Source organism: Desulfovibrio legallii (assembly GCF_004309735.1).
Taxonomy (GTDB): domain Bacteria; phylum Desulfobacterota; class Desulfovibrionia; order Desulfovibrionales; family Desulfovibrionaceae; genus Desulfovibrio; species Desulfovibrio legallii.
The window spans coordinates 41,395-66,142 of record NZ_SIXC01000006.1; the positions used below are offsets into that span (position 1 = coordinate 41,395).

Below are 24,748 nucleotides of genomic sequence, written 5' to 3' on the forward strand. Positions count from 1 at the left end.
ACTCCAGAACGTTTCCGTCTGCCCCGGGCTGGCCCCGCCGGTCATTTGCCCTGTCAGGCTTTGGCGGGACGCGGCCCGAAAATATCCGTGCCGATGCGTACTAACGTTGCCCCCTCGGCCACGGCCCCGGCAAAGTCGCCGCTCATGCCCATGGAAAGTTCGGGCAGGGGCAGGCCTAAGCGTGTACGCAGGGCGTCGCGCAGGCCGCGCAGGCGGGCAAAATAGGGCCGGGCCGCGTCGCCCGCGTCAAACACCGGGGGCAGGCACATGAGCCCCTGCAGGTCCAGATGCGGGCAGCTTTCACAGACATAATCGGCCAGAGCGGGCAAATCCTCAGCCCCCAGGCCAGATTTTTGCGCCTCGGCGGCCAAATTAACTTCAATGAGCACGGGCTGACGCCGGTTCTGCTCCGCCAGCCGCCGTTCCAGCGCTTCGGCCAGACGGCGGGAATCTAGGCTGTGCAGCAGGTGAAAGGCTCCGGCCACCTGCGCCGCCTTGCGGTGCTGCACATGGCCGATCATGTGCCAGCGGACGTGCCCGCAGGCCGGGTTCGCCGCCAGATCGGCCTGCTTCTGCAGAGCCTCCTGGACGTAATTCTCGCCAAAGTCCACCTGACCAACGTGGGCCAGAGCAGCGATGTCCGCTGCCGGATGCAGCTTGGATACGGCCACCAGAGTCACCTCGGCGCGGGGGCGTCCGGCCCGGTCGCAGGYGGCCTGCAGCCGTTCCTGCAGGTTTTGGTAGCGTCGCAGCAGTGCGTCGTCCATGCCTTTATTCCGCCATGAGGCCCATGTCGCGCAAAAAGGCCACGTCTTCAGTCCAGTGCTCGCGCACCTTGACCCACAGGTCCAGGTGCACCTTGCCGCCCAGCAGTTCCACAATGTCCTTGCGGGCTTCGGTGCCGATTTCTTTGATGCCCGCGCCGGCCCGGCCGATGACCATGGCCTTGTGCATGGGGCGGGCCACATAGATGGTGGCCTGAATAAGCGTCTGCCCGCGTTCCTGGTCTTCTTCCCAGTTCTCCACATCCACGGCCACGGTGTAGGGCACCTCCTGCCGCAGGTGCAGGAAGAGTTTTTCGCGGATGATCTCCGCCGCCATGAAGCGCAGAGGCGCCGTGGAAATCTGGTCTTCGGGAAATTCCGCCGGGGCTTCGGGCAGGCGGGAGCGCACCAGGGCGGCCAGTTCAGGCAGGCCGTCGCGCAACAACGCTGAAGCAGGAAAGATTTCCGATCCGGGCCACATTTCGTGCAGCTGGGTGAGCAGGGGCAGCATGCGGCTTTTGTCCGCAAACAGGTCCACCTTGTTGACCACCACGATCATGGGGCGCGTGTCGCTGGCAAGCGCCTGGGCCACGGGGGCCAGGTCGCGCTCCAGAAATTCCGGATGGCGGATATAGAGGTGCGCGTCCAGCACGGGCATGATCACGTCCGCCTGGCTCAGGCTCTGCCAGACGGCCTGGAGCATGGTCTTGCTCAGGCGGCCACGCATCTGGGTGAGGCCCGGCGTATCCATAAAAATGATTTGCGAACCCGGGTCCGTGAGGATGCCCACAATCTGGTTGCGCGTGGTCTGCGGTTTGGGGGTGACAATGGTCACCTTTTGCCCCAGAAGGGCGTTGAGCAGGGTGGATTTGCCCGCATTGGGCGGCCCCATGAGGGCGACCCGGCCGCAACGGTGGTGCTGGTCCGTCATGCCTTCTCCCGGCCGGCGGGGCCGGCCTTGCGCCCGCTTTGCGGGCCTTGTGGAAACAGTGTCAAAACAGCCTTTCTGTCCCACATCCGCGCGCCGGGGTCAAGCGGCGGTCTTGACGCCGAAGCGGGCGGCGCTTACTCTGCCTTTATGTTTACGCTGTTTACCTATATGGCCCTTATTGTGGGCGTGAACTGGGGCTTTGCCGTCACACCGCTTATCGCGCTGCCCAACGGCGAAATGTGGCCGCCCATGTCTCTGGTGGTGGGCTTCATCTTTGTGGTGCGCGATTACGCCCAGCGTCGCGTGGGGCACAAGGTGCTTTGGGCCATGCTGGTGGGGTGCGTGGTGAGCTGGTATATGGCCACTCCGCAACTGGCCGTGGCCAGCGCCGCAGCCTTTGCCGTGGGCGAACTGGGCGACTGGGCCCTGTACACCTTTACCAACCGGCCTTTTTCGCAGCGCATCCTCATTTCCAGCCTGGTCAGCGCGCCTCTGGACAGCATCGTGTTTCTGGGGCTTATCGGTCTGGCCACGCCTTGGTCCGTCGTCATCATGAGCCTGAGCAAACTGGTGGGCGCGCTGCTGGTTTTCTGTCTGGTGCGGCGGCGCGAACAGCGCGCATACGCTCTGGTCGACCCGCGTTCCTGAGCCGGGGCCGCAGGCTTTGCAGCCTACTGCAGCCCGCGTCATCGACGTGGCGCATTCCTTTTCGTCCGCCCTGGCCGGATGTCCCCAGGTACTGGGCGGGCCGTGGGCTATACTGTTATGGCGCGCACCCCAGCGGTTTTCTGCGCGCAGGAGAACCCCCCTATGAAGAAAGCTCTGCTCCATTCCCTCATGCCCTTGTTGCTGGCGGGTGTCGTTGTGGGCTGCACCACCTCCGGCCCGCAGAAGGTCCTGGACGCCCAGGCCGACGCCCTGAACAAAAACGACAGTACTGCCTTTCTTGCCCAGATGGATTTGAAGACCTTTGCCGCCAATCAGGTCAAAAATATGACCCGCAACGATCAGGCCCTGAGCACCCTGGATTCCATGGGCCGCATGCTGGGCCTGGGCGGCATGGATTCCCTGCTGGGCAGCGTTCTTGATATGGAAGCCCGCCTCAACAAACAGTACACCCGTGGCGTGAGTACGGGCGAACTGGCGGCCCAGTGCCGTGCGGCGGCGACCCCGGACTGCCCCTGGGTACCGGAAAGTCTGCGCAAGGCGCAGGTCACGGAGCTTGGGCAGGACGCCGCTGTGGCCAAGGTGACCACTCCTGCGGGCATGACCAGTTGGTTGGCCTTGCGTAAAAAGGGCGACCGCTGGTTGGTGGTGGGGCAGGCCATGCTGGAAGGTACGGCCAGGGAATATGCCGCGCAGACGGCGCCGCAACCGGAAGCCGGGCCGCAGCAGGCCCCGGCCGCGCCCCGGACGCCTGGGCAGGGAGCGCCTGATCAGGATGCGCCTGCGCCAGACACACCCGCGCCCACCCCGGACAACCGGGCCGACAATCAGGGCGTGACCAAGCTGTAGAGCTGCGTGTCGGCGCGTTCCGGCTGGAGAGCCCTGGGGTGCAGGCTTTCGCCGCAGCCGGTCTGAAGCGGGGCAAGCGCGGTGAAAGGGTGGAAATGCCCCTTGGTCGCCCCACTTGAACAAAAACAGCCTTTTTTGCGCCCACGGCGTCAACGGCGCGGTTTTGCTGCAGAAAGCCCCCGGCCCCGCGTAAGGCGGGAACGGGGGCTTTTGCCGTTGGGCTAGAGCCGTTAGCGAATGAAATGAGCTAACGGCTCTGCAAGGATTTTCTTGAAAATCCTTGCCACGAAATGCGAGAAGGCAGGCTTTTTTGCCTGCCGTAAGCGAGCATTTCAAGTGTTAAATGCGCTAATGCGGGCCCCTGTCGTCATGGCCGGCCGCGCGTCAGGGCGGTCCTGCCGGAGTGCCTTTATTTGCCTTGCAGCATTTTCACGGCGCAGAATTTGCCGCACATGGCGCAGACTTCTTCATCTTTGTGGGCTTCCCGGCGTTTGGCCAGCGTGCTGGGGTCCAGGGCGGCCTTGGCCATGCCGTCCCAGTCCAGGGCGCGACGGGCCTGGTTCATGGCGGCCTCGCGGGCCACGGCCTGCGGACGGCCCAGGGCCACTTCGCCCACCTGCGCGGCCACGCGAGAGGCCATGACCCCGGCGCGCACGTCGGCCTCGTCGGGCAGGGTCAGGTGTTCCGCCGGGGTGAGGTAGCAGAGGAAGTCCACGCCCGCCTCCACGGCCAGAGCGCCGCCGATGGCGCCGGCAATGTGGTCGTAGCCGGGGGCGCTGTCGCAGCACAAGGGCCCCAGCACATAGAGCGGGGCGTTGTGGGTAAGGCGCTTGATGCCCTGAATCTGGGTGCGCACCTGATTGAGCGGTACATGGCCGGGGCCTTCGATCATGCACTGCACGCCGCGCTCCAGAGCGTAGCGGGCCAGCTGCCCCAGGTTGATCACTTCCTCCCACTGGGCCGCGTCGCCCGCGTCCACGCCCGCACCGGGGCGCAGACCGTCACCCAGAGAGAGGGTGACGTTGTAGGGGCGGCAGATTTCCAGCAGGCGGTCAAAGTCTTCCAGCAAGGGGTTTTCGCGGTCGTTTTCCAGCATCCAGCGGGCCAGCATGGAGCCGCCGCGGGAAACAATGCCAAGGGCACGCTTGTCCTTGACGGCCATTTCCGCTCCGCGCCGGGAAAGACCGCAGTGCACGGTCATGAAGTCCACACCCTGACGCGCCTGTTTGGCAATTTCGTCAAACAGCTGGTCCGGGTCCATGCTGGCGATGTCTTTGTCCGCATCCAGGATGCGCTGGCCCACGGCATACAGGGGCACGGTGCCCAGGGGGCGGGGGCAGGCGGCCAGCATGCCCGTGCGCAGGGCGTCCAGATCTCCGGCGATGGAAAGATCCATGACCGTGTGGGCTCCGGCCTCCAGAGCGGCCTTGATTTTGCGCTCTTCAGTGTGGGGGCAGTTGCACAGGGGGGAGGTGCCGATATTGGCGTTGACCTTGACGCTGGCGGGCTGCCCCACCAAAATGGGATCAAGGCCGCCGTGGGCGGGATTGCCCAAAAGCACCATGGCACCCGCTTCCAGGGCGCTGGTGACGGTTTCGGGGGCAAGCTGCTCCTGGCTGGACAGACCGGCAAGGTGCCGGTCGAGCAGCCCGCGCAGGGCGGCGTTCTGGGAAAGGAGTTGCTGGGACATGAGTGCCTCGCGGGTTGCGACGCAGGGCGCTAAAAAAGCCACAAGCAGCGGATGACAGCATTGTGGCCGCGGCTTCCCTCCGGCAGTGCGAACTGCGTCAGGTTCATAGGGTCTGGGTTGGCCCACTCTCAGCCGCAGGGCCCGGTACGGGCGGCTTGCGGCTCCCCTAGCTCGAAGTGCAACATAGCCCCGCTGCGTCCGCTTGTAAAGACCCCGGCTTGCAATCGCGCCCGCCGTGGCATACATGGGGGGCATGCGCCGCAACCGTCTGTTCAGCCCCTTCACCTGGCCGGTATATTCTTTTTTGCTGGTCATCGCGCTTGGCGCGCTGCTGCTGCACCTGCCGGCCAGCTGCCGTTCAGGTCAGAATCTGACGCTGGTGGACGCCGCCTTTTTATCCACCTCGGCCGTATGCGTCACCGGGCTTTCCCCCGTGGACGTGGGCGCGGTGCTGAGCCCCCTGGGCAAGATTGTGCTGCTGGCCCTCGTGCAATTGGGGGGGCTGGGCGTCATGACCTATACGAGCATTATTTTTCTGCTCTGGCGCAAGGCCGTGCCTTTTTCCAGCCGAGAGGCCGTGAGTCAGGCCCTGCTGGGCGGTGATTTCAGTCTGCGGGCTTTTTTGTTTCAGGTGCTCGGCCTGGTGCTGGGCATTGAAGCCGTGGCGGCCCTGCTGCTTTACTGGCACGACCCCGTGGCCTTTTATCCCTTCAGCGCGGTGTTTCACGCGGTTTCGGCCTTCTGCAACGCCGGTTTTTCGCTTAATTCCAACAATCTTATGAGCTTTCGGCAGGATTGGGTGGTTATCCTGATCATCTGCGGCAGCGTTCTTCTGGGCGGCATCGGCTTCGGCGTGCTGCGCGAGGGGCTGGGCTTGTGTACGGGCGGCAGACTGGGCGCGCCGGTGCGGCGTTTCAGCCGCTTCAGCCGGTTGGTGCTCAAGACTACCCTGTTTCTGGTGATTTTCGGCGCGGCGTTCATCTACGGCATAGAGCATCTGCGCGTGGGCAATGAAGCCGACCTGGGCKAAGGCGCGACCCTGGCCAGCACGGCCCTGTTCCAGTCCGTAGCGGCGCGCACGGCGGGCTTTAATCTGGTGGACACCACAACGCTGAGTGAGGCTTCTTTGCTGGTGCTTATGGCCCTCATGTTTGTGGGTGGGGGGCCCGGTTCCTGCGCCGGGGGCATCAAGGTGGTGGCCTTTCGGGTGCTCACGGGCTATGTGGCGGCGCAGTTTCGCGGCGACCGGCAGATTGTGCTGGAAGGGCGGGGCGTGCCTACGGATAACGTCACCAGGGCGCTGACCCTGTTCTTCGTCTATTCTCTGCTCATCGGCCTGACCACCTTTTTGCTGAGCATGACGGAACACGGCATTCTGGGCGGCGCGCAGCCGGGCGGGCCCTCCCTGCTGGGCATTTTGTTCGAGTCCGTGTCCGCCTTGGGTACGGTGGGGCTTTCACTGGACCTCACGCCCCAGCTCAGCCCGTGGGGCAAAGGCATTATTATGGTCAACATGTTTGCGGGGCGTGTGGGTCTGCTCAGTCTGCTCATGGCTGTGCAGAGTCTGCAGCCGCGCAAAGCCTATGCGGTGGCGGAAACCGAGCTGCCCATCGGGTAGCCGCCCCGGCCTTGCGCAGTGGGAAGGACCAAAGCGGGAGAGAAAACATGGCGGAAAAAAAATTGGAAATAGGCGTCATCGGCCTGGGTAAGTTTGGGCTGCGCATGGCCACCACCCTGGTTTCGTTGGGGCATACCGTGGTGGGCATAGACCAGGCCGAAGGCCCGGTGCAGCGTGCCGAAGAGGCGCTGGATTCGGTCTACAAGGCGGACGCCACCAATATTGCCGTGCTGCGCTCCCTGCATGTGCAGGATCTGGACTGGGTGGTCATCAGCGTGGGGCAGAGCGTGGAGCAGTCCTTGAGCATCACCCTCAATGTGCAGGAGCTGGGCGGCCCCAAGATATGGGTCAAGGCTTCCAATGAAGAGCACAAAAAGATTTTGCAGCGCCTGCGTGTGAACCGCGCCCTGGTGCCGGAAATGGAAGCCGCCGTCATGGCCGCCCACCAGCTTACCTACCCCGGCATGCTGGACCTTATCCCCAAATACGGCGGCATAGCCATTCAGGAACTGCGTGTGGACCAGTGGGATGGCAAGACCCTGATTGACCTTAACCTCATGCAGCGCTTCAACGTCATGGTGCTGGGTATCCGCCCCGTGGGGGAGTACTCCTTTATGTTTGTGCCTCCGGCGGTGACCGTGCTGCACCGGGGCGATACGCTGGTAGTGGCGGGCCGGGCCAACGCCATGCGCGAGCTGCAGCCCTGACGCAAAAGCCTTGCAGGCGTGAGGTTTTTTTCTGATTACGGCAGAGGGGGCGCCACACGGCTTCGTGCCTTGGGCGGCACCGCTGTCCACCCCGTCCGACCTTCTCCTCCTTCCCGCAAAAACCGTCAGCCTTCCCTGTGCAGAGCCCAGCGGGGCAGGCTGCGCCAGGCCAGGTTGAGGGCTTTTTCCTGTTCCGGCCAGCGGGGGGAGTAGCGCGCCAGTTCAGCGCGGTAGGCCGGGGAGTGGTTCATGTGGCGCAGGTGGCAGAGTTCGTGCCAGCAGAGGTGTTCCAAAAGGGGCGTGGGCAGGAGCAGGGCGCGCCAGTTGAGGCTGATGCGGGCGGCAGGCGTGCCGTCCGAGGCGGGTTGCCTGGTGCAGCTGCCCCAGCGGCTGCGCTGGTCGCGCACGCGGGTTCTTTCAAGGGCGAAGCCGCCGCGTCGGGCCAGGTTTGCCACGCAGGTGGGCAGGAAGGCTTCAGCCTGTTTACGGCACCAGTGCTGCAGGGCCAGGGCGCAGGGTTCTGCCGCTGTGGCACCATAGAGCCGCAGCAAGCCGGGCGTTTCCACCAGCAGGACGCGTCCTGCCGAGGTCTGCAGCAGCAGGGGCCGTGCGTTTGCGGCCATGGCCGCCGCACGTCCGGCGGCCATGTTGCCGTCGTGGACCACGCCGCAGCGCGTGTCCAGAGGCGGCAGGCTGACGGCCGCGGGCAAGGCCGGTTCCGCCGTACGGGCGTGGTGGTTCGTCCAGGCGCGTTCCAGCCAAGGCAAAAATTGGGGCAGGCTCATCTCAATCAGCTGCAGGGACAGGCCTTGCGGCACGGTCAGGGTCAGCGCGCCACCGGGGCTGAGCGAGAGGCGCGTGCGCCGGGCGCGGGCCGAGGTCCGCACTGTGGCGGTCAGCAGGGTGCCGTCGGCCAGCAGAAAAGGGACGCTCGCTGGCGGGGAGGGAGCGGCAAATTTTGCAGCCATGCGGGCCATGCTGCCACAGGGGGCTGAGGCTGTAAAGGTTGACTGGCGGCGGTTTGCCGGCTTTGGGCCGAGCTATATGGCTTGCGGCATAATTTTTGCTTTTTGTGCGGAGCCTGGAATAGGGCGCGCGCGGGCGCGAAAATTTTTCCCGGCGGGCATACGGGCGGACGGGCGTTGTCTGCGGGGCAGACGGCGATGGTAAACGCACAAGGAGAGCCTTATGAGCATTGGCAGCATCAGCGGCAGCAGTGGCGTCACCAGTATTGAGGAAATTTTCGGCATTAACGGCACGGGCAGTTCAAGCAGCAGCACAGCCGGCGACACGGCTTCCGGCGACACCGTGGATATTTCCGACGAAGCCCGCAAACTCTTTTCGGAGAGCATCCACAAGTACGATTCGGGCACTACGTCCACGACCTCCACAAAAAGCGAAAGCGAAGATGCGGACAGCTCTGCGTCTGAAGAAAGTTCCGGCAGCGCCGGCAGTGCCGCCGCAAGCGGCTCCGGCGGGTCTTCTTCGAGCAGCGATACGGTGGAAAGCATCAAAAAACAGATAGAATCCATCAAAAGTCAGCTGACCAGTCTGGCCAATCAGGCCGGCGCGGGCGCGGACCAGGCCGTGGAGAGCAAGATGAATGTTCTGCAGGCCCAGCTGGCTGCCCTGGAGGCCCAGCTGGCGGCGGCCCAAAGCTGATGCCTTGACAGGCATTCCTAACGTACTTATTTCAAACCTTGGAGGGGATGGCGGCGGCTATCCCCTTTTTGGCGCGGTGTATACTCTTGCAACTAATCCTCAACCCTGCACTTTTTGTGCAAAGAGAGGCAGCGATGAAATCCTTGAAAGGCAGCCAGACCGAGAAGAACATTCTTACGGCCTTTGCCGGCGAATCCCAGGCCCGCAACCGCTATGATTTTTTTGCCGGTCAGGCCAAAAAAGACGGCTATGTGCTGGTGCAGGAAATTTTTCAGGAAACAGCCTTGCAGGAAAAGGAACATGCCAAGCGTCTGTTCAAGTTTCTTGAAGGCGGCGAGGTAGAGATCCAGGCCGGGTATCCCGCAGGCGTCATCGGCGCCAGCGAAGCCAATCTGCGCGCGGCTGCCGGCGGCGAGAACTACGAGCACACCACCATGTACCCCTCCTTTGCCGCCACCGCCGAAAAGGAAGGCTTTGCCGAAGTGGCCGCTGTCATGCGGCACATTGCCGTGGCCGAAGCCTACCATGAAAAGCGCTTCCTGAGCCTGGCCAATGATATCAAGGAAGGCCGCATGTTCGTGCGTAACAAGCCTACAGTCTGGCGCTGCCTTAACTGCGGCTGTCTGGTGGAAGGCGAGCACGCCCCCGAAGTCTGCCCGGCCTGTGCGCACCCCAAAGCCTATTTTGCGGAATTGAACTACTCCTTTTAGAGCATTTCACCTTTGAGAATAGACATTCTCAAAGATTTTACTACGTTCACTTCGGTGGTTACCAGCACAAATATATTGTGCCGAGACCGGCTGGCGGGCGCCTGCTTACGCAGCCGCCGGAGTAATTTCAAAATGAAATTGTTCTGCATGCCGGAGTGGGCGCAGTACCAACGTTGATAGTGTAACGTACCAACAGTACAATATTCTTGAGAAAGAAAGCGTTCTTGAGAAAGAAAGCGTTGCGGGGCGGGAAGTTTTTTTGAAAAAACTCCTCGCCCCGCAAAATGTTTGCGGCTAAACGCCCAGGTAGGCTTTGCGGACCTGTTCGCTTTTAAGAAGATTGGCGGCCGTGTCGTGCATGACGATGCGGCCGTTTTCCATGACATAGCCGCGGGTGGCGATGCGCAGGGCCTGGTTGGCGTTTTGTTCCACCAGAAAAACAGTGGTGCCGTCGGCATTGACCTTGCGGATGATGTCAAAGATCTGCTGGATGATGATGGGGGCGAGGCCCAGCGAAGGTTCGTCCAGCAAGAGCAGTTTGGGACGGGCCATGAGGGCGCGGCTGATGGCGAGCATCTGCTGTTCCCCGCCGGAAAGCGTGCCGCCCAGCTGGCGGCGGCGTTCGGCCAGGATGGGGAAGAGGCTGAAGACGTAGTCCTGGTCCTGCTTTATAGCGGCGGCGTCTTTGCGCAGAAAAGCGCCCAGGTCCAGATTTTCGCTCACGCTCAGGTCGGGAAAGATCAGGCGGCCTTCGGGCACCTGCGAGATGCCCAAAGCCACTATTTCGTGCGGCGGCAGGGTGTGGATGGGCTTGCCGTACCAGAGTATTTCGCCCTGGCGGGCCCGGTTGATGCCGCAAATGGTCATAAGCGTGGTGGATTTGCCGGCGCCGTTGGCCCCGATGAGCGTGGCGATGTCGCCTTCCTCTACGGTGAGAGAAATATCGCGCAGGGCCTGGATATTGCCGTAGTAGGTATCCACATGGCTGAGCTCAAGCATCGCTTTCTCCCAGGTAAGCCTTGATGACGCGGGGGTTGGCGCGGATTTCCGCCGGGGTGCCCGTGGCGATGCAGGAACCGTATTCCATGACATAGATGCGGTCGGAAAGAGACATGACCATGCTCATATCGTGCTCAATGAGCAAAATGGAGATTTTTTTGGCGTCACGGATGGAGAGGACCAGGTCTTTGAGTTCGTTGGTTTCCTGAGGGTTCATGCCGGCGGCGGGTTCGTCCAGCAAGAGCATGCGGGGTTCCGTGGCCAGAGCGCGGGCGATTTCCAGGCGGCGTTGTGCGCCGTAGGGCAGGTTGTGGGCGGCTTCGTTCCAGAATTCTTCCAGTTGTACCAGTTGGAGCAGGGCATAGCTCTGGTCAATGCTCGCTTGCTCTTCCCTGCGGGAGCGGCTGTCGCGGACCAGCGCGCCCCAAACGCCCGTGCTGGTGCGGCAGTGGCGGCCAATCATAACATTTTCCAGCACGGTCATTTCGCCGAACAGGCGGATATTCTGAAACGTGCGGGCCATGCCCATCATCGTGATTTTGTGCGGCTTTACGCCGTTGAGCAAATGCTGTTGCCCTTGCGCGTCATAGAGGTGCACCTTGCCCTCGGTGGGGGTGTAGATGCCCGTGACGCAGTTGAAAAATGTGGTCTTGCCCGCACCGTTGGGGCCGATCAGGGCCACAATTTCCCTTTCCTCGACCGTCAGGGAAACTTCGTTGAGGGCGCGCAGGCCGCCGAAATCCTGGGTCAGATCCTGTACTTCCAGCACGGGGGTCACGAGCGTTCTCCTTTGCCTTCGCCGTGCGGGGCGCTGATGTGGTATCGCCGCCGTTCGCCGCTGATGAGCCCCTGCGGACGGAAGAGCATCATGATCACCATGGTCAGGCCGAAGAGCAACATGCGGTATTCGGAAAAGGCCCGCAGGTATTCCGGCACCAGAATGAGGATGAGGGCCGCGATGACCACGCCGGTAATGGAGCCCATGCCGCCCAGCACTACCATGGAAAGGATCATGGCCGATTCCATGAAGGTAAAGCTGGAGGGATTGATGTAGGTGGTTTTGGCCGCGAAGATGACCCCTGCAAAGCCCGCCCAGCAGGAGCCCAGGGCAAAGGCCGAGAGCTTAACGCGGGTGATGTCTATGCCCATGGCCTCGCAGGCAATTTCATCCTCGCGCAGGGCCTGCAGGGCCAGCCCCACGCGGGAGTTCTTCAGCCGGCTGATGACCACGATGGTTACGATGACGGCGGCCAGCACCAGATAGTACACATAGGTAGTGCTGGCGCTGATGTCCATCGCTATGCCGAACAGGCTGGGCCGGGGGATGTCGCCGATGCCGCGCGGCCCGCCGGTGACGGAGGTCCAGTTCTGCAGGGTCAGGCGCACGATTTCGCCAAAGCCCAGGGTTACGATGGCCAGATAGTCGCCGCGCAAGCGCAGTACGGGAAAGCCCAGCGCCAAGCCGAACAGGACGGCCATGACCCCGCCCACGGGCAGGCAGGTCCAGAAACCCAGGCCGAAAAACTGGTTAAGCAGGCCGTAGGTGTAAGCCCCCACGGCGTAAAAAGCCACATAGCCCAGCACCAGCTGGCCGGCCAAGCCTACCACGATGTTCAGGCCCAGGGCCAGCATCACGTAGAGCAGAGCCGAGATCATGATGTTGGTCTGGTAGAAGGAGCTGATCCAGGGCATGATGACCATGACGCCCAAAAGCGCACCCAGCGCCGCCGCCAGCACGCGGGGCCGCTCACGCAGCAGGGCCAGACGGGCAGGAAGGCCGCCCGTGTGCGGCAGGGAGAGCAGGGGCAGTCCGCGGGCCTTGCGGGTGAAACACCAGTCCCAGATCAGGGCCAGGCCGAAGATGGCCACGCCCAGAATAAGGATGCGGTCGAAACGCCAGCTGACGGTGCGGTCCACGGTGTTGAGCTTGATGCCCAGCACCGGCAGGGTCAACAGCATAAACCAGACTGCGGCAATGGCGGCTTTACGGATGCGATGCATGGCTAGACCTTCTGCACGGTGGCTTTGCCCAGAATGCCCTCGGGCCGGAAAATGAGGATGAGGATCAGGATGCCGAAGGCCAGGATGTCCTCATAGTTGCCCGAAAAGTATCCGGTAGTGAAGCTCTCGGCCAGGCCCAGCACCAGGCCCCCCAGCATGGCGCCGGGAATGGAGCCGATGCCCCCCAGCACGGCCGCGGTAAAGGCCTTGAGCCCGGCCAGAAAACCGATGCCGAAGTTGACCTGCCCCATGTGTGAGGCGATGAGTACGCCGCCCAGGGCTGCCAAAGACGAGCCCACAATAAAGGTAAGCGAAATAATGCGGTCGGCGTTAATGCCCAGCAGCAGAGCCATTTTACGGTTCTGCGAGGTGGCGCGCATGGCCTTGCCCATGCGGGTGTAGCGGATGAACAGCGAAAGGCTGACCATGGCGATGGTGCTGACCAGCAGAATCAGAAAGTCGCTGGGGCCCATGACGTAGCCGATGTGTTCCAGAAAATCCATTTCGGGCAGAAGGTTGGGAAAAGGCACGAAATCCGAGGTCTGGGCCAGCAGCACATAGTTCTGCAAAAAGATGGACATGCCGATGGCCGAGATAAGCGGCGAAAGGCGTGGCGCGGTGCGCAGGGGCTTGTAAGCCACCTTTTCCAGTGTGTAGCCATAGGCCGCACACCAGACCATGGCCGCCAGGGCCGCCACCACCAGAATGCCGGCCGCGGGAAAGCCGTAGACCCCCAGTACCCCGGCTACCAGCAGGGCCGTGAAGGCCCCCAGCATGTAAATCTCGCCGTGGGCAAAGTTGATGAGCCCGATGATGCCGTAGACCAGAGTATAGCCCAGAGCGATAAGGGCATAGATGCTGCCCCGGGTGAGGCCGCCGAAAAAAAGCTCTATGAAAAATTGGATGTCCATGCCGTCCTGCGCGCGTTGCGGACCGGCCCGCCGGGCCGCACGCCGGTTCTTGTGCCCATGACGGGCGTCTGCTGACCCCTTGCCCACCAAACCGCGACAGCCTGATCGCGGGGGAGGCAGGGGGCGGATATGCGGGAGGGCGCGCAGCAGCCCCTCGCCCTCCCGCAAGGCGGCCGCAGGTTAGTTCAGCGTAATGCTGTGGTCGAGTTCCACAAACTTGCCGCCCTGCACCTGGTAGATGGAAAGGCCCATGCCGGCGGCGTCGCCCTGGGCGTTAAAGTTGATCTTGCCCAGAGGCGTGTCCACGAGGTTGTTGCGCAGCACTTCCTTGAGCTTGGCCGTATCCGTGCTGCCGGCCTTTTCAATGGCGGCCAGCAGGCACTGGGTGGCGGCGTAGGCATTGTAGTAGCCGAAACCGGGCTCGCTGCCGAAGGCCTTGATGTGGGCCTCGCGGGCTTCCTTGTACTGGGGCAGGGCGCTGGTGTCCTTGGGGTAGGAGGCGTAGGTGCCTTCGCTGTCCTTGCCGGTCATTTTGAGGAAGGTTTCGTCCTTTACGCCGTCGGGGCCGATAAGCGGCACCTTGAGGTGGTCGCGGCGCATCTGCTGGATGAGCTTGGAGGCCACGGGCTGGTAGCCGCCGAAGACCAGGATGTCGGGCTTGGCGCGGCGCAGTTTGCGCACCACGGCCGAAAAGTCCACGGCGTCGGGGGTCACGGCTTCAAACAGCACGGTCTTCACGCCGGCTTTTTCCAGAATGGCGCGGTTGTTGTCGGCAAAGCCCTTGCCGTAATCGCCGTTGTCGTGCAGATAGGCCACGGATTTGGCCTTGAGCTTGTTGAGGACAAAGTCGCTGGTGAGCTTGGCCTGGGCGTTGTCGTTGGCCACGGTGCGGAAAAAGAGCGGGTTCTTGCCGTCCTCGGTCAGGCCTGGCGTGGTGGCTGTGGGGGAAATAGCAATAATTCCGGCCTGCTGGAACAAGGGCAAAGAGGCTTTGGTGGGGCCGGAGCAGATGGGCCCGACCACGGCTACGGCCTTGTCGGAAATCAGTTTGGTGGCCGCGTTGGTGGCCATTTCGGGCTTGCACTGGTCGTCCTGAGAGATGACCTCAATTTTGCGCCCAAGTACGCCGCCCTTGGCGTTGGCCTTGTCAACCACGATTTTCACCGCGTTGAGGCTGGGCACGCCGTAGGAGGCCAGGTCGCCGGAATGAGCGCCCTGCACGCCGATTTTGATAGAGTCCTCCGCCGCCAGGGCGGGCGCGGCGGTTGCCACGCAAAAGGCCATTGTCGCAAGCCAGGTCACAGCTTTGTTCATTATGCCCCTCCCACGGGAAATAGAGGTGTGCGCACGCGCGCAACGGGATGAAGGCTTTTCTATTGCCCCATTGCTGGCGTGCTGTCAATGCGGCTCATGCTTTGGCTGCGCCGCGCTGGCCTTTATCGCCGCCTTTTTTGTGGCTGGAGCGCAGGTGCAGACGCATGGGCGCGTGGGTGATGCCGAACATCTGCCGCAGGCTGCGTTCCAGGTAGCGCACGTAACTTTCGGGCACGCGTTCGGCGTCGCTGACAAAAAAGACAAAGGTGGGCGGCTCTGTTTCCGCCTGGGTGAGGTAGAAGAACTTGGCCCGCACGCGTTTGACCACCGGGGGCTGGTGGCGGGTGAGCACGGCTTCCATGGCCCGGTTGATCTGGCCGGTGGGGATGCGCACGGAGCATTCTTCATGGATTTTGCGGGCCAGGGGCAGGATTTTGCCCAGGCCCAGGCCCTTAAGGGCGGAAACCGTGAGCAGGGGCACATGCGGGCAGAAGGAAAGAGCCTGACCCACATTTTTTTTGAGCTGTTCCAGCGAGGCGCGCGGCACCAGATCGCACTTGTTGATGACCACCATGAAGGGAATTTTGCGGGTATTGAGCATGTCCATGAGCCGCTTGTCCTGCTGGCTGACGCCCTCGGTGGCGTCCAGGGTGAGCAGGGTCACATGGGCCTTGCTGCCGGACTTGATGGCGGCGTTGACGGAGTAGCGTTCCACACTGTCGGTGATCTTGGTGCGGCGGCGCACGCCGGCTGTATCCACAAAGACGTAGTCCAGGCCGTCGCGGGTCAGGCGCACATCCACGCTGTCCCTGGTGGTGCCCGCCACATCGGAAACGATCATGCGTTCCGTCCCGGCCAGGGCATTAACCAGAGAGGATTTGCCCGCATTGGGGCGGCCCAGCAGGGCCAGCCGCAGGGTCGGGGGCTCCGGCGGCGCGGCGTTTTGCGCGGCTTCTTCGGGCAGCAGGCCGGCCAGGGCCGCCGCCAGAGCGTTAATATTGTGCCCGTGCTCAGCAGAAACGGAAAGCAGCGGAAAACCCAGTACATGAAATTCGGCCAGGTACTCGTCCTCGCGTTCCGCGCCGTCCACTTTGTTGACCACGCACAATGTAGGCAGCCCCTTGCGCCGCACATGCGCGGCCAGGTGTTCGTCCAGGGGCAGCAGTCCGTCCCGGCCGTCCACCACAAAGGCCACGGCCGCCGCCGTGGTCAGGGCTTCCTCCGTCTGGGCCAGAATGTGGCGCTCAAAACCGCGAATGCCTTCGGGGCCCTCCACCACGGCGGCGTGGGCGTCCAGGGTGATGCCGCCCGTGTCCACAATACCAAAGGCGGGCAGGCCATTGCGGCGCACCAGGCCTTCCATGCGGTCGCGGGTGATGCCCGGCCGGTCGTGGGTAATGGCGCGGTTGCTGCGGATGAGACGGTTGAAGAGGGTGGATTTGCCCACGTTGGGGCGGCCCACCAGAACGATGCGGGGCAGGGTGTCGGCCATGATGTATCCTTGGAACCGCGTGATCGGGACGGGGCGTCCCACGCGCGGCAGCCGCGGGCGGGGCCGCCGCCCGGAGCGGGACCGGGTAGGGGGCGTTACTGCAAGGGCGGATTTATAGCACGATTTTTGTCCGGAGGAAAGGGCCCTTCGGAGGCCCCCGCCGGGCCGTACGGCAAGGGATCGGGCATCTGGGTCAGAGCGTGCGGCCCTGTCCAGGGGGGCAGGCAGGCAAAGGCGCGGCCGTCGGGCAGGACCAGCCGCAAGGCGTGCAGCAAGAGCGGGCGGCTGCGTTCCGCTGCCGGACCGTATTTGCCGTCGCCCAGCACGGGGTGATCCAGTGCGGCCAGTTGCGCCCGGATCTGATGGGTGCGGCCCGTAAGCAGGCGTACCTGCACCAGGCTTTCTTCCTGCCCGATGCGCAGGGGCCGGGCCAGGCAGAGGGCTTCGCGCGCGCCGTGCGCGTCGGGGGCCGCCGTGTGCATCTTTTCCTGCCCCAGCCGACCTTCCTTGCGCAGATAATGACGCAGCAGGCGGGTTTCCGCATGGGGCCAATGCCCTTGCACCCAGGCCACATATTCCTTGACCAGCCCGCCACTGCGCAGGGCTTCCTGGGCTTCAACCAGGGCTTCGTAGGAGGCCGCCACCAGCAGCGCGCCGGAGGTGTCTTTGTCCAGCCGATGCGCAGGTGTGGGGCGGAAGGGGGCGGCGGCAAAATGTCTGGCCAGGCGCGTGGCCAGGCTGTCTTCATGGCCGCTGCCGGGGTGGGTGGGGAGCCCTGCGGGCTTGTTGAAGACCCACCAGTAGCCCGATGTGCCCAACAGAGGGGGCAGGTTGCCTTCCGGAGCGCAGTCGGGGGCATCGGGCGCGGCTTCGGCCGCGGCCATTTTCAGGGCAAACGGCGGCAGGCGTACACTGTCGCCCGTGTTGACGCGGGTAAAAGGTTTGCAGCGGGCGCCATTGACGCGCACTTGTCCTGTGCGCACCCAGCGGTGCAGCATGGACTGGGGCAGTCCCAGGCGGCGCTGCAGAAACTGGAGCAGCTTCTGACCGCTTTCGGGCTCGCTGACGGGGGGAAATGCGTCGTCCGCCACAGGCATGGATGCCGCCGCCGCAAGGGGGGGGAGCCGGGCGTTGCCCTGGGGGGCCGCAAAGGGTTCCCGCTCGGAGGCCGGGGCGTCCCCTGGGTGGGGGCGGGCCGCTGCCGGAAAGCGGGACAAGGGTGTAGGCGGAGGATTGTCTTCCGATTGCATGGCTGCAGTCTGGCCCAAAGAACAGGCCACGTCAAGGGCCGACGGCCACAATCCGCCCCAGGCTGTTCCGGACCGGAGTCGGGAGAAGGGTTTGGCGTCGGATCAGTTATAACGACTGTCGTCCAGACTGACCGTCACGTCCTGATGGTTTTCGATCCATTTTTTGATCCGCAGGTGCATCTCCGAGCGGGTGGCGAACTTGTGCCGCAACATGGCGCGGTCGGCGTTGGCCAGAGTCTGATGGATGTTCACGTCCTGGCTGTCCGTGCCGGCACAGCCGATGGACAACAGGGTGGGCACCTCGTCGGGGGTGGCGGCGTTGAAGGCTTCCTGCCGTTTGCGCAGATCGTGCACGATGCTTTCGGCTTCTTTCGGCGAGCAGTGGGGCATGAGGACCGCGAACTCGTCTCCGCTCATGCGGGCCACGCAGTAGGAGGGGGAGAGGTTCGTGCGCAAAAAAAGGGCCGCACGGCAGAGCAGGGCGTTGCCCTGGGGGTGGCCCAGATAGTCGTTGACTATCTTAAGGCCGTTGACGTCGGTGACGATGATGCTCACGGGCCGGAGGCCCTGCTGCTCCAGCCTGTCCGCCTCCATGCCGTAAAAGGTGCGGCTGCGCAGGCCGGTGAGGGCGTCGTTGCGGACCATATCCTCCAGTTTGGCTCTGTCGCCCTGCGCGGCGCTGATGTCTGTATGCAGGCCGATGATGCGGGTGGCCCGGCCAAAGGCGTCGCGGTGGGTCACGTACCCGCGTGAGAGTATCCAGGCCCAGCGGCCATCCCTGCGCCGCATGCGGTAGGTGTAGGTAAAGGTGTCGCCTGCGTCGGGCGAAGTCACCATGCGCAACTGCGGCAACATCACGTCGTCGTGGTCGTCGGGGTGGATTCTTTCGCTCCAGGAGTCCAGCGTAGGGGCGAATTCACCGGGGCTGTAGCCCAGCATATTCAGATAGGCGGGGCTGTAGTAAACCTCGTTGGTGAGCGTGTCCCAGTCCCAAAGGCCGTCGCCGGTGGCGTTGAGGGCCATGAGCAGACGCCCGGAGTCGTGCGGGGGGTTGGATTCCAGCACCTCCTTGGGGTGCGGCGCGGCCATGATCTGCTGGCGCTGGCAATCCACCTGCGTGCCCGCCATGATGCAGGTGCTGCCCACCACGCGGGTGGCGCGGCCGGCGCTGTCGCGGGCCACGACCAGCAACTGACCGCGCACCAGTTTGTCATGCATGGGAAAGATGCACTCCATGTGCGGGCCGCTGAGGCCGCAGAGCACGTTTTCCAGCACCTGCAACACGCGCACCAGGCGTTCCAGGGGGCAGTGGGTCAGAAATTCCTGCATGCTGCGGGGAGGATCGCCTTCCAGTTGCAGTTTGCACAGGGCGCCGGCGCTGAGAAACAAGCTGTCGGAAGGGACATGCCATTCCCAGATGGGGTCTGGAGAATCCATCTGGATAAGGCATTGCGTCGGGCAAGACTGGTCTGGCATGCGTTGGCCTCCAGCCGCATAACGCCGGCCCGGGCCCCTGTGCCGGCCGATGGGCGCGGGCGGGAGCCGTGGGCTGACGGTCTGAAAATTGGGCGAATACAAGAGCTGCGGTTGACAATAAACCGCCTTGGGGGAAAATGCTAGCCGTGATCGTGGGGCCGGTTGCCCAGAGGGTGGGCGTGCAGATGGGCGTGGGCCAGGGAGGGGGCGCAGGTGTCCAGGCGGCCGTTATCAATGGTAAGGTATTGGGAAGAGGTGCGCTCCAGAAAGTCCCAGTCGTGCGAAATGGTGATCCGCGCCGTGTCCAGTGTTTGTAGGATTTGAATGATGCGTTCGCGGGCTGCATTGTCCAGCCCGTTGGTGGGTTCGTCCAGAAGCAGGGCTTCGGGCTTCATGGCCAGCACTGTAGCCAGGGAAACCAGTTTTTTTTCGCCGCCTGAAAGGCGGTGGGTCAGGCGTTGTTCAAAGCCCGCGAGCCCCAGGCGTTCCAGCGTTTCCAGAGCCCTGGCGCGGGCGGCTTCGGGCGTAAGCCCCAGGTTCAGCGGGCCAAAGGCCACGTCTTCCAACACGGTGGGGAAAAAAAGCTGATCCTCGGCGTGCTGCAGGACAAAACCCACGGCGCAGCGCAGGACGTAAAAATCTTTTTCGTTGTGTAGCGCGCGTCCGTGAAAACGCACTTCGCCCCGTTGCGGCCGGGCCAGACCGGTGATGCAGCGAAAGAACGTCGTCTTGCCGCTGCCATTGGGGCCGTACAGCCCCACATGCTGCCCCGGCCGAAGGGCAAAGTCCACCCCGCACAGCACGCGCCGCGCTTCTTCTCCCTGCCCGTAGGCGTAATGTACGCCCTCCAGGCAGAAGATAGCCTGCGTCGTTTCCTGCGTTTCAGGCATGCGTCCTCCCCAGATGTTCCATATACAAAATGGCCGTCAGGGCGGCCAGAACCCCCAGGGCAAAAAGCGCGTCCACAGGGCGGGCCCGGAATGCCGCAATCGAGCGAAAATGCCCGGTAAAGCCCCGCAGCACCATGGCCTCCCGTACCCGCAGGGCGCGATCGTAGCTGCGTACCAGCAAAAGTCCCAGCAGGGAAGCCAGCGTGCGGTAAGTGCGCAGGTCGCTGCGGGGGCGAAAACCGCGCAGCCGCGCCGCCACCAGCAGCGTGTGCCACTCCTGCGCCAGCACATGAATATAGCGGGCCGTGAACAGGAACAGAAAGACCAGCTTGGGCGGACAGCCCAGACGTTCCAGGGCGTGCCCGGCCGTGGGCGCGTCCATGCTGGCTGCCAGCGCCAGAAAGGCGCAGACAATGGCGTTGGATTTGACCGTCACCAACAGGGCCAGACGCACGCCCGGAGCCGTAACGTTGAAAAAACCCCACTGCGCCAGAACCGGGCCGGGCATGGTCAGGGGCGTTACACACCATAAAAACAGGATGAAGATGTTGACCGCGCCCAGACGATGCGCCAGGGGCAGGAGCGGCGGCCGGGCAGCCGCCAGAAGAACGCAGCCCAGGGCCAGGCCCAGAGCGCAGGCCGTGAGGGTCTGCAGCGGCGCAAGACACACGGCAAACAGTCCGGCGCAGGCCAGACGCACCCGTGGGTCTACGCCCTGCAGGAGCGAGGGGCGGACAAAGGGCTGGTCAAACACCTTCCCGCCATTACCCCCGGCGGCCTTTGAAGTAAAGCCCCAGACCGGCCAGGCCCACCAGCCAGCCTATGCCCCCCACTATTTCCGTAAGCCGGGGGCCCTGGGCCCGCAGCTGGGCCAGGTCCCGGCGCAGGGGGGCCAGCTTTTGCTCCAGGGCCGTGTCCACGATCTGCCGGACAGTCTCGGGCGAAAGGGGAGCGGAAGCGCCGTCGGCCACGGGCGCGGGGGAAGCGGAATCGGCAGCCGACGGCGCAGAGGGGGCTTGGGTTGCGGCAGTTACGGCGGAGGCGGGGCTTGGGGCAGAAGCCGCCGCCTCCGATGCCGTGGGTTGCGCTGTGGCGGCCAGTTCGGCGGCGTCCAGAACCCACTCGTTCTGGTGCCCCTCCCCGGCGTTGACGCGGATGCGCAGGCCGTGTTGCCGACCTTGCGGCGGCGCGTCAAAACGGAAATTTCCCTGCTCGTCGGTGCGGCCTTCCAGCAGTTTTGCGCCGGTGGCGGCGTCAAAAACGGTGATCAGCCCGTGGCGCACGTTGCTGCCGCCGCTGAAACCGCATTCTACAGCCACCTGCCCGCCTTCCGTCCAGGCAAAGACATTGACCCTGTGGGCCATACCGGGGGTCGGAAACAGCAGCAACAGGCACAGCGCGCCAGACAGCACGGCGGCGGAAAAAACGGCAGGAAGAAAAGAAAAAATCGGCGCACGGAACAGGGACATGGTGCATTCTCCAGACGTATGCAGACCCTCAGACAGCCAGACGCAGTAGCTCTGGCCGGACTTTGGCGATAAAATCCACGGTGAACATGGTGATCAGCCCCTCTACCAGCATGATGGGCAGGTGAGCCAGAAAAAGCAGCCTGGCGGCGGCGGCAAAGCCTTCGTCGCTGGCGCTCAGGGCCAGGGCTGTGAACAGGGCCGCCGCCAGCACGCCCAGCGCGCCACAGCAGAAGGCCGCTGCGCGGCGGCCTCCGGCCGAGGGCATGATCCGGCACAGACCGCGAAACATGTACCAAGAAAGCACGGCGGCAAAGCCCATGGTGGCGGTGTTTACGCCCAGCACGGTGAAGCCGCCGAACTGGAAGAGCAGGGCCTGCAGGGCAAGGCCCGCCAGAATGGCGGGGATGGCCGCCCAGCCCAGGATGACCCCCAGAAGCCCGTTGAGAATGAGGTGGGCGCTGGAAGGGCCAATGGGCACATGGATAAGCGAACCCACAAAAAACGCCGCCGCCAGGATGGCCACGGTCATGAGACGGTCGTAGTCCAGCCGCCGCAGGCCCACGGCCGTGCCCGCCGCGGTAAGGGCATAGCCCGTGAGCAGCACGGCGGGGGAAAGGACACCTTCGGCAATGTGCATGGTTGCGCCTTTTGCACAGACGGCCGACCGGGGATATCCCGCCGCCGGTCGGCCGTCTGTCCGGGGAGGTATTACTTGCGGACCGGTGCGGCAAAGTTGGTCCAGAGCACCGCGCCCAGTTCAATGGGTTTGGCCGTGCCTTTGTAGTCCAGCGTTTCCTTGGCCGTATTCAGGGCGGCAAAGCCCCACCAGCCGGCCCAGGGTACGCCGTAGGCGAACACGCCGTTCTGGTCGGCCCTGACCACCTGGGTCACATACAGCTCATTGGGGGCCGCGTATTTCTTGTCCTTGTTGTAGTATTCCACTTCCACTTCCGCGCCGGGCACAGGCTTGCCGTCCAGCAGCACTTGGCCGCGAAAAACGTTGCCCGCGTAGTTGGCAAAGGGGCGGGTCAGGGGCACTATTTCGGTCTTGAGGCCCAAGGGTTCGGCCCAGCCTTCCTCTTCGCCGAAGGCGGCCACCACGGTCTTGGTGTAGTGAACGATATAGGTGTCTTCCGCCGGCTCAAAGTAGGGGGCGGGCTCCACGGCAAACTGGTACACGCCGGGGCGGGCGATTTTGTAGGCGGCCTGCCAGGCCTTGTGGCCCATGATGGCGGCGGGCTTGAGGGTGGCCTTGAGGTCTTCGGTCTTGCCGTCGTGCGTGACGGTAAAGGCTTTGGGCACGGCCATATCCATGCCCTGCAGCTCCATAGGATGGGCAAAGGCGATATCCAGTTTGAGATCAGCGTCTTTTTTGGCGGAAACCGTGGGCGTCGAGGGAATGACCATGCCAAAATGGGCCTCGGCCTGGGCGCTCATGCAGAGCAGCAGGGCGAGCGCGGCACAACAGTTTTTCCACATGGGGGCATCCTGAGGTTGAAGGTGACGGCAGGCATCCCGGGTTGCGCAGCCGCAAACGTTGCTTGCTTGATAACACAAAAAATAAAAAGGTAGCAATAGAAAAAACAGGCATACGTCGGACATTGCGCTTGTGGGGCGTCCGGTTTATAAAAAAATAACGGCGTCGGCGCTTGCGCGCTGGCCCGTTCCTCCTTCCCCCCCGTGACAGCGCGGAGCGGCTTTTTGTTGCTGGCTCCCCAACCCTTTCATCTTCTGTGGAGACGCTTATGAAGCGGTGTGTGGCGGTGCAGCATGTGGCTTTTGAATCTCTGGGCGCTTTTGTGGCCCCGCTGGAACAGGCGGGCTACGCCATAAGCTATGTGCAGGCCGGGGTGATGCCCCTTGGCCCGGAAATCTGGCACGAGGCGGACCTGGCCGTGGTGCTGGGCGGTCCCATAGGCGTGAATGAAAAGGACCGCTACCCCTTCCTGGGCGCAGAACAGGCCTTGGTGGAGGCGCGTCTGGCTTCGGGCCGCCCCCTGCTGGGCGTCTGCCTGGGCGCGCAGCTTATGGCCGCAGCCCTGGGCGCGGCCGTGTACCCCGGCCCGGCCAAAGAAATAGGCTGGGGCGGCGTGGACCTGACCCCGGCGGGCATGAGCGGGCCCCTGGCTGAACTGGCGGGCGCGCCGGTGCTGCACTGGCACGGCGATACTTTTGACCTGCCCCGGGGCAGCGCCCTGCTGGCCTCCAGTCGGCTCACGCCGCACCAGGCCTTCCGGCCCGGGAAGGGGCAACTGGCCCTACAGTTTCATGCGGAAATGGACCCGGCCATGATGGAAACATGGCTCATCGGCCATTGCTGCGAACTGGCCGCCGCCGGGCTGGACCCCCGTACCATCCGGGGGGACGCCCAAAGCCTGGGCGCGGCCGTCCGCACCGCAGGCCTGGCCTTCTTCCGTCGCTGGCTGGCCGAAGAAGTGCTGGGGTAGGCGGGAAGCTGTATGCGCGGAAGGGGCGGTTGAACGCTGCTGTCTTCGCCCGTAAATTTTAAGGTCGCAGGGCTGAGGCAGAACAACAGTTTCCTTCCCAAACCCCACATCTTAGCTTTTTTGCATTGCTGCCGCGGCGTTACTGGCTGCGGCCTCTTCCTTTTTTTCTCCTTCCTTGGTATGTTATCTCCATTTTTTACAGGAAGGAGGGCAGTTGTCGTGCATAGAACTTTCGATTGGTGTGACAGGGTGGAGAGTGTGACGTTTCTGCAGGCCAAGCGGCAACGACGCGATCCGCGCGCCTTTGCTTTGGGAAAACAGGTCGAACCTGCTGTCAATCCATATTTTTTTGCGCGACGGCGCAAGGGCAACCTGCCATTGGCACAGACGGCAGTTGCGTAGAAAACGCATGGGCAGAGGGTTCTGCCCGCCGCGACCTCCATCGGACACTTGAAAGCTGACTTCCGTCTAGCCCGCAACTATCTCAAAGGCACAATTGGCGATGCGATAAACCTGCTTATGGCCGCTCAGCCTTCAACTGCGCAAGATAGATGAAGGCTATGGCCAAAAGCCTATTTTTTGCACTCGTAGTGCTATGGGGATTCATTCACCGAGATAACGACCACATACCTATAATGGAATGAAACCGTTTTTTAAGGGGCGATTATTTATCCAGTATTGAACAAGGATTGTAATCTGTCAATGCGCTCCCGGCGAACAGGTGCCGCCGTGGTTTGGGCAGGCGGCAGCCTGGGGCACTGCACCGTTGAAATGCCTTAAACGGGATGGCGTTTGGGGCGTCAGACCTGTACGGTAGCATGCGGAAGGAAAGCGCGGCCTGGGCTTGGCGGCGTTTGCAAAAATCCGGAGCGTTAGCGGACGCAGCAGCAGTCTGTGCCGTC

General features: G+C 63.4%; 25 protein-coding genes and 1 riboswitch. Of the genes, 8 read left to right on the top strand and 17 right to left on the bottom strand.

What is annotated here, in order from left to right; genetic code table 11:
* Positions 1–53: 53 nt before the first annotated feature.
* A complete protein-coding gene (locus EB812_RS05890) occupies positions 54–767 on the bottom strand; it encodes a YggS family pyridoxal phosphate-dependent enzyme (RefSeq protein WP_130957926.1) in 714 nt (237 codons plus the stop codon).
* A 4-nt stretch (positions 768–771) separates the two neighbouring features.
* Positions 772–1,695: a GTPase Era gene (gene era / locus EB812_RS05895; protein ID WP_118229223.1), complete on the bottom strand. Its 924-nt coding sequence runs from the start codon at positions 1,693–1,695 to the stop codon at positions 772–774.
* A gap of 147 nt (positions 1,696–1,842) precedes the next feature.
* On the opposite strand from era, the gene EB812_RS05900 reads away from it, so the two are divergent.
* Positions 1,843–2,343, top strand: coding sequence for a VUT family protein (locus EB812_RS05900; RefSeq protein ID WP_118229222.1), 501 nt, complete (start codon positions 1,843–1,845; stop codon positions 2,341–2,343).
* 162 nt (positions 2,344–2,505) lie between these two features.
* On the top strand, positions 2,506–3,210 hold the full coding sequence (locus tag EB812_RS05905) for a hypothetical protein (RefSeq protein WP_118229221.1): 705 nt from the start codon (positions 2,506–2,508) through the stop codon (positions 3,208–3,210).
* A gap of 409 nt (positions 3,211–3,619) precedes the next feature.
* Here EB812_RS05905 and thiC read toward each other — a convergent pair whose 3' ends face one another.
* Positions 3,620–4,900, bottom strand: a complete 1,281-nt coding sequence (gene thiC / locus EB812_RS05910; RefSeq protein WP_118229220.1) for a phosphomethylpyrimidine synthase ThiC — start codon at positions 4,898–4,900, stop codon at positions 3,620–3,622.
* A 57-nt stretch (positions 4,901–4,957) separates the two neighbouring features.
* A riboswitch (TPP riboswitch) is annotated at positions 4,958–5,078 on the bottom strand.
* Positions 5,079–5,153: 75 nt separating this feature from the next.
* Here thiC and EB812_RS05915 point away from each other — a divergent pair.
* Together EB812_RS05915 and EB812_RS05920 are read left to right on the top strand one after the other, a co-directional pair.
* Positions 5,154–6,518 (top strand): TrkH family potassium uptake protein, encoded by a 1,365-nt coding sequence (locus tag EB812_RS05915; RefSeq protein ID WP_130957927.1) that lies wholly within the window; start codon positions 5,154–5,156, stop codon positions 6,516–6,518.
* Positions 6,519–6,565: 47 nt separating this feature from the next.
* Positions 6,566–7,225 carry a potassium channel family protein gene (locus EB812_RS05920; RefSeq protein ID WP_118229219.1) on the top strand — a complete coding sequence of 220 codons (660 nt, stop codon included), beginning with the start codon at positions 6,566–6,568 and terminating at the stop codon, positions 7,223–7,225.
* A gap of 125 nt (positions 7,226–7,350) precedes the next feature.
* Here EB812_RS05920 and EB812_RS05925 read toward each other — a convergent pair whose 3' ends face one another.
* Positions 7,351–8,193 carry a M48 family metallopeptidase gene (locus EB812_RS05925; RefSeq protein WP_130957928.1) on the bottom strand — a complete coding sequence of 281 codons (843 nt, stop codon included), beginning with the start codon at positions 8,191–8,193 and terminating at the stop codon, positions 7,351–7,353.
* A 220-nt stretch (positions 8,194–8,413) separates the two neighbouring features.
* Between EB812_RS05925 and EB812_RS05930 the strand changes: the two genes are divergently transcribed.
* Both EB812_RS05930 and rbr read left to right on the top strand, forming a co-directional pair.
* Positions 8,414–8,887, top strand: a complete 474-nt coding sequence (locus EB812_RS05930; protein ID WP_118229218.1) for a FlxA-like family protein — start codon at positions 8,414–8,416, stop codon at positions 8,885–8,887.
* Between the two features lie 134 nt (positions 8,888–9,021).
* Positions 9,022–9,597, top strand: coding sequence for a rubrerythrin (gene rbr, locus EB812_RS05935; protein ID WP_118229217.1), 576 nt, complete (start codon positions 9,022–9,024; stop codon positions 9,595–9,597).
* 294 nt (positions 9,598–9,891) lie between these two features.
* On the opposite strand, the gene EB812_RS05940 is transcribed toward rbr, so the two are convergent.
* The 13 genes from EB812_RS05940 to EB812_RS06000 all read right to left on the bottom strand — a co-directional run bounded on the left by EB812_RS05940 (position 9,892) and on the right by EB812_RS06000 (position 22,878).
* Entirely contained in the window at positions 9,892–10,596 is a 705-nt protein-coding gene (locus EB812_RS05940; protein ID WP_118229216.1) for an ABC transporter ATP-binding protein, read from the bottom strand.
* Positions 10,589–11,374, bottom strand: coding sequence for an ABC transporter ATP-binding protein (locus EB812_RS05945; RefSeq protein WP_130957929.1), 786 nt, complete (start codon positions 11,372–11,374; stop codon positions 10,589–10,591). Before EB812_RS05945 ends, EB812_RS05940 begins: the two co-directional genes overlap by 8 nt.
* Positions 11,371–12,597 (bottom strand): ABC transporter permease subunit, encoded by a 1,227-nt coding sequence (locus EB812_RS05950; protein ID WP_130957930.1) that lies wholly within the window; start codon positions 12,595–12,597, stop codon positions 11,371–11,373. Before EB812_RS05950 ends, EB812_RS05945 begins: the two co-directional genes overlap by 4 nt.
* Before the next feature lie 2 nt (positions 12,598–12,599).
* A complete protein-coding gene (locus EB812_RS05955; RefSeq protein ID WP_118229213.1) occupies positions 12,600–13,508 on the bottom strand; it encodes a branched-chain amino acid ABC transporter permease in 909 nt (302 codons plus the stop codon).
* A 180-nt stretch (positions 13,509–13,688) separates the two neighbouring features.
* Positions 13,689–14,822: a branched-chain amino acid ABC transporter substrate-binding protein gene (locus tag EB812_RS05960; RefSeq protein WP_130957931.1), complete on the bottom strand. Its 1,134-nt coding sequence runs from the start codon at positions 14,820–14,822 to the stop codon at positions 13,689–13,691.
* 94 nt (positions 14,823–14,916) lie between these two features.
* Positions 14,917–16,314, bottom strand: coding sequence for a ribosome biogenesis GTPase Der (gene der / locus EB812_RS05965; RefSeq protein WP_118229211.1), 1,398 nt, complete (start codon positions 16,312–16,314; stop codon positions 14,917–14,919).
* 95 nt (positions 16,315–16,409) lie between these two features.
* The gene (locus EB812_RS05970) at positions 16,410–17,564 is read right to left on the bottom strand and encodes an RluA family pseudouridine synthase (RefSeq protein WP_242621216.1); all 1,155 of its coding nucleotides are present in this window, start codon (positions 17,562–17,564) and stop codon (positions 16,410–16,412) included.
* Positions 17,565–17,666: 102 nt separating this feature from the next.
* Complete coding sequence (locus EB812_RS05975; RefSeq protein WP_118229210.1) at positions 17,667–19,040, bottom strand: sensor domain-containing diguanylate cyclase; 1,374 nt, start codon at positions 19,038–19,040, stop codon at positions 17,667–17,669.
* Between the two features lie 140 nt (positions 19,041–19,180).
* Positions 19,181–19,930, bottom strand: a complete 750-nt coding sequence (locus EB812_RS05980; protein ID WP_118229209.1) for an energy-coupling factor ABC transporter ATP-binding protein — start codon at positions 19,928–19,930, stop codon at positions 19,181–19,183.
* Positions 19,923–20,684, bottom strand: a complete 762-nt coding sequence (gene cbiQ / locus EB812_RS05985; protein WP_130957932.1) for a cobalt ECF transporter T component CbiQ — start codon at positions 20,682–20,684, stop codon at positions 19,923–19,925. Before cbiQ ends, EB812_RS05980 begins: the two co-directional genes overlap by 8 nt.
* 10 nt (positions 20,685–20,694) lie before the next feature.
* Positions 20,695–21,399: a cobalamin biosynthesis protein CbiL gene (locus EB812_RS05990; protein ID WP_242621217.1), complete on the bottom strand. Its 705-nt coding sequence runs from the start codon at positions 21,397–21,399 to the stop codon at positions 20,695–20,697.
* Between the two features lie 28 nt (positions 21,400–21,427).
* The gene (gene cbiM, locus EB812_RS05995; RefSeq protein ID WP_118229207.1) at positions 21,428–22,036 is read right to left on the bottom strand and encodes a cobalt transporter CbiM; all 609 of its coding nucleotides are present in this window, start codon (positions 22,034–22,036) and stop codon (positions 21,428–21,430) included.
* Between the two features lie 71 nt (positions 22,037–22,107).
* Positions 22,108–22,878, bottom strand: coding sequence for a DUF4198 domain-containing protein (locus tag EB812_RS06000; protein WP_118229206.1), 771 nt, complete (start codon positions 22,876–22,878; stop codon positions 22,108–22,110).
* Between the two features lie 266 nt (positions 22,879–23,144).
* On the opposite strand from EB812_RS06000, the gene EB812_RS06005 reads away from it, so the two are divergent.
* Both EB812_RS06005 and EB812_RS11665 read left to right on the top strand, forming a co-directional pair.
* A complete protein-coding gene (locus tag EB812_RS06005) occupies positions 23,145–23,846 on the top strand; it encodes a glutamine amidotransferase (protein WP_130957933.1) in 702 nt (233 codons plus the stop codon).
* Between the two features lie 258 nt (positions 23,847–24,104).
* A complete protein-coding gene (locus EB812_RS11665) occupies positions 24,105–24,248 on the top strand; it encodes a hypothetical protein (protein ID WP_165450900.1) in 144 nt (47 codons plus the stop codon).
* Positions 24,249–24,748: the final 500 nt, after the last annotated feature.

Bases quoted from the DNA above. Each gene is read 5' to 3' on its own strand.
- EB812_RS05920 (WP_118229219.1), top strand. From the start codon at position 6,566: ATGGCGGAAAAAAAATTGGAAATAGGCGTCATCGGCCTGGGTAAGTTT.
- EB812_RS05940 (WP_118229216.1), bottom strand. From the start codon at position 10,596: ATGCTTGAGCTCAGCCATGTGGATACCTACTACGGCAATATCCAGGCC.
- EB812_RS05975 (WP_118229210.1), bottom strand. From the start codon at position 19,040: ATGCCAGACCAGTCTTGCCCGACGCAATGCCTTATCCAGATGGATTCT.
- EB812_RS05905 (WP_118229221.1), top strand. From the start codon at position 2,506: ATGAAGAAAGCTCTGCTCCATTCCCTCATGCCCTTGTTGCTGGCGGGT.
- cbiM (WP_118229207.1), bottom strand. From the start codon at position 22,036: ATGCACATTGCCGAAGGTGTCCTTTCCCCCGCCGTGCTGCTCACGGGC.
- EB812_RS05925 (WP_130957928.1), bottom strand. From the start codon at position 8,193: ATGGCTGCAAAATTTGCCGCTCCCTCCCCGCCAGCGAGCGTCCCTTTT.
- der (WP_118229211.1), bottom strand. From the start codon at position 16,314: ATGGCCGACACCCTGCCCCGCATCGTTCTGGTGGGCCGCCCCAACGTG.
- EB812_RS05970 (WP_242621216.1), bottom strand. From the start codon at position 17,564: ATGCAATCGGAAGACAATCCTCCGCCTACACCCTTGTCCCGCTTTCCG.
- EB812_RS05980 (WP_118229209.1), bottom strand. From the start codon at position 19,930: ATGCCTGAAACGCAGGAAACGACGCAGGCTATCTTCTGCCTGGAGGGC.
- rbr (WP_118229217.1), top strand. From the start codon at position 9,022: ATGAAATCCTTGAAAGGCAGCCAGACCGAGAAGAACATTCTTACGGCC.
- EB812_RS05990 (WP_242621217.1), bottom strand. From the start codon at position 21,399: ATGTCCCTGTTCCGTGCGCCGATTTTTTCTTTTCTTCCTGCCGTTTTT.
- era (WP_118229223.1), bottom strand. From the start codon at position 1,695: ATGACGGACCAGCACCACCGTTGCGGCCGGGTCGCCCTCATGGGGCCG.
- EB812_RS05960 (WP_130957931.1), bottom strand. From the start codon at position 14,822: ATGAACAAAGCTGTGACCTGGCTTGCGACAATGGCCTTTTGCGTGGCA.
- EB812_RS05930 (WP_118229218.1), top strand. From the start codon at position 8,414: ATGAGCATTGGCAGCATCAGCGGCAGCAGTGGCGTCACCAGTATTGAG.
- EB812_RS06005 (WP_130957933.1), top strand. From the start codon at position 23,145: ATGAAGCGGTGTGTGGCGGTGCAGCATGTGGCTTTTGAATCTCTGGGC.
- thiC (WP_118229220.1), bottom strand. From the start codon at position 4,900: ATGTCCCAGCAACTCCTTTCCCAGAACGCCGCCCTGCGCGGGCTGCTC.
- EB812_RS05900 (WP_118229222.1), top strand. From the start codon at position 1,843: ATGTTTACGCTGTTTACCTATATGGCCCTTATTGTGGGCGTGAACTGG.
- EB812_RS06000 (WP_118229206.1), bottom strand. From the start codon at position 22,878: ATGTGGAAAAACTGTTGTGCCGCGCTCGCCCTGCTGCTCTGCATGAGC.
- EB812_RS05955 (WP_118229213.1), bottom strand. From the start codon at position 13,508: ATGGACATCCAATTTTTCATAGAGCTTTTTTTCGGCGGCCTCACCCGG.
- EB812_RS05950 (WP_130957930.1), bottom strand. From the start codon at position 12,597: ATGCATCGCATCCGTAAAGCCGCCATTGCCGCAGTCTGGTTTATGCTG.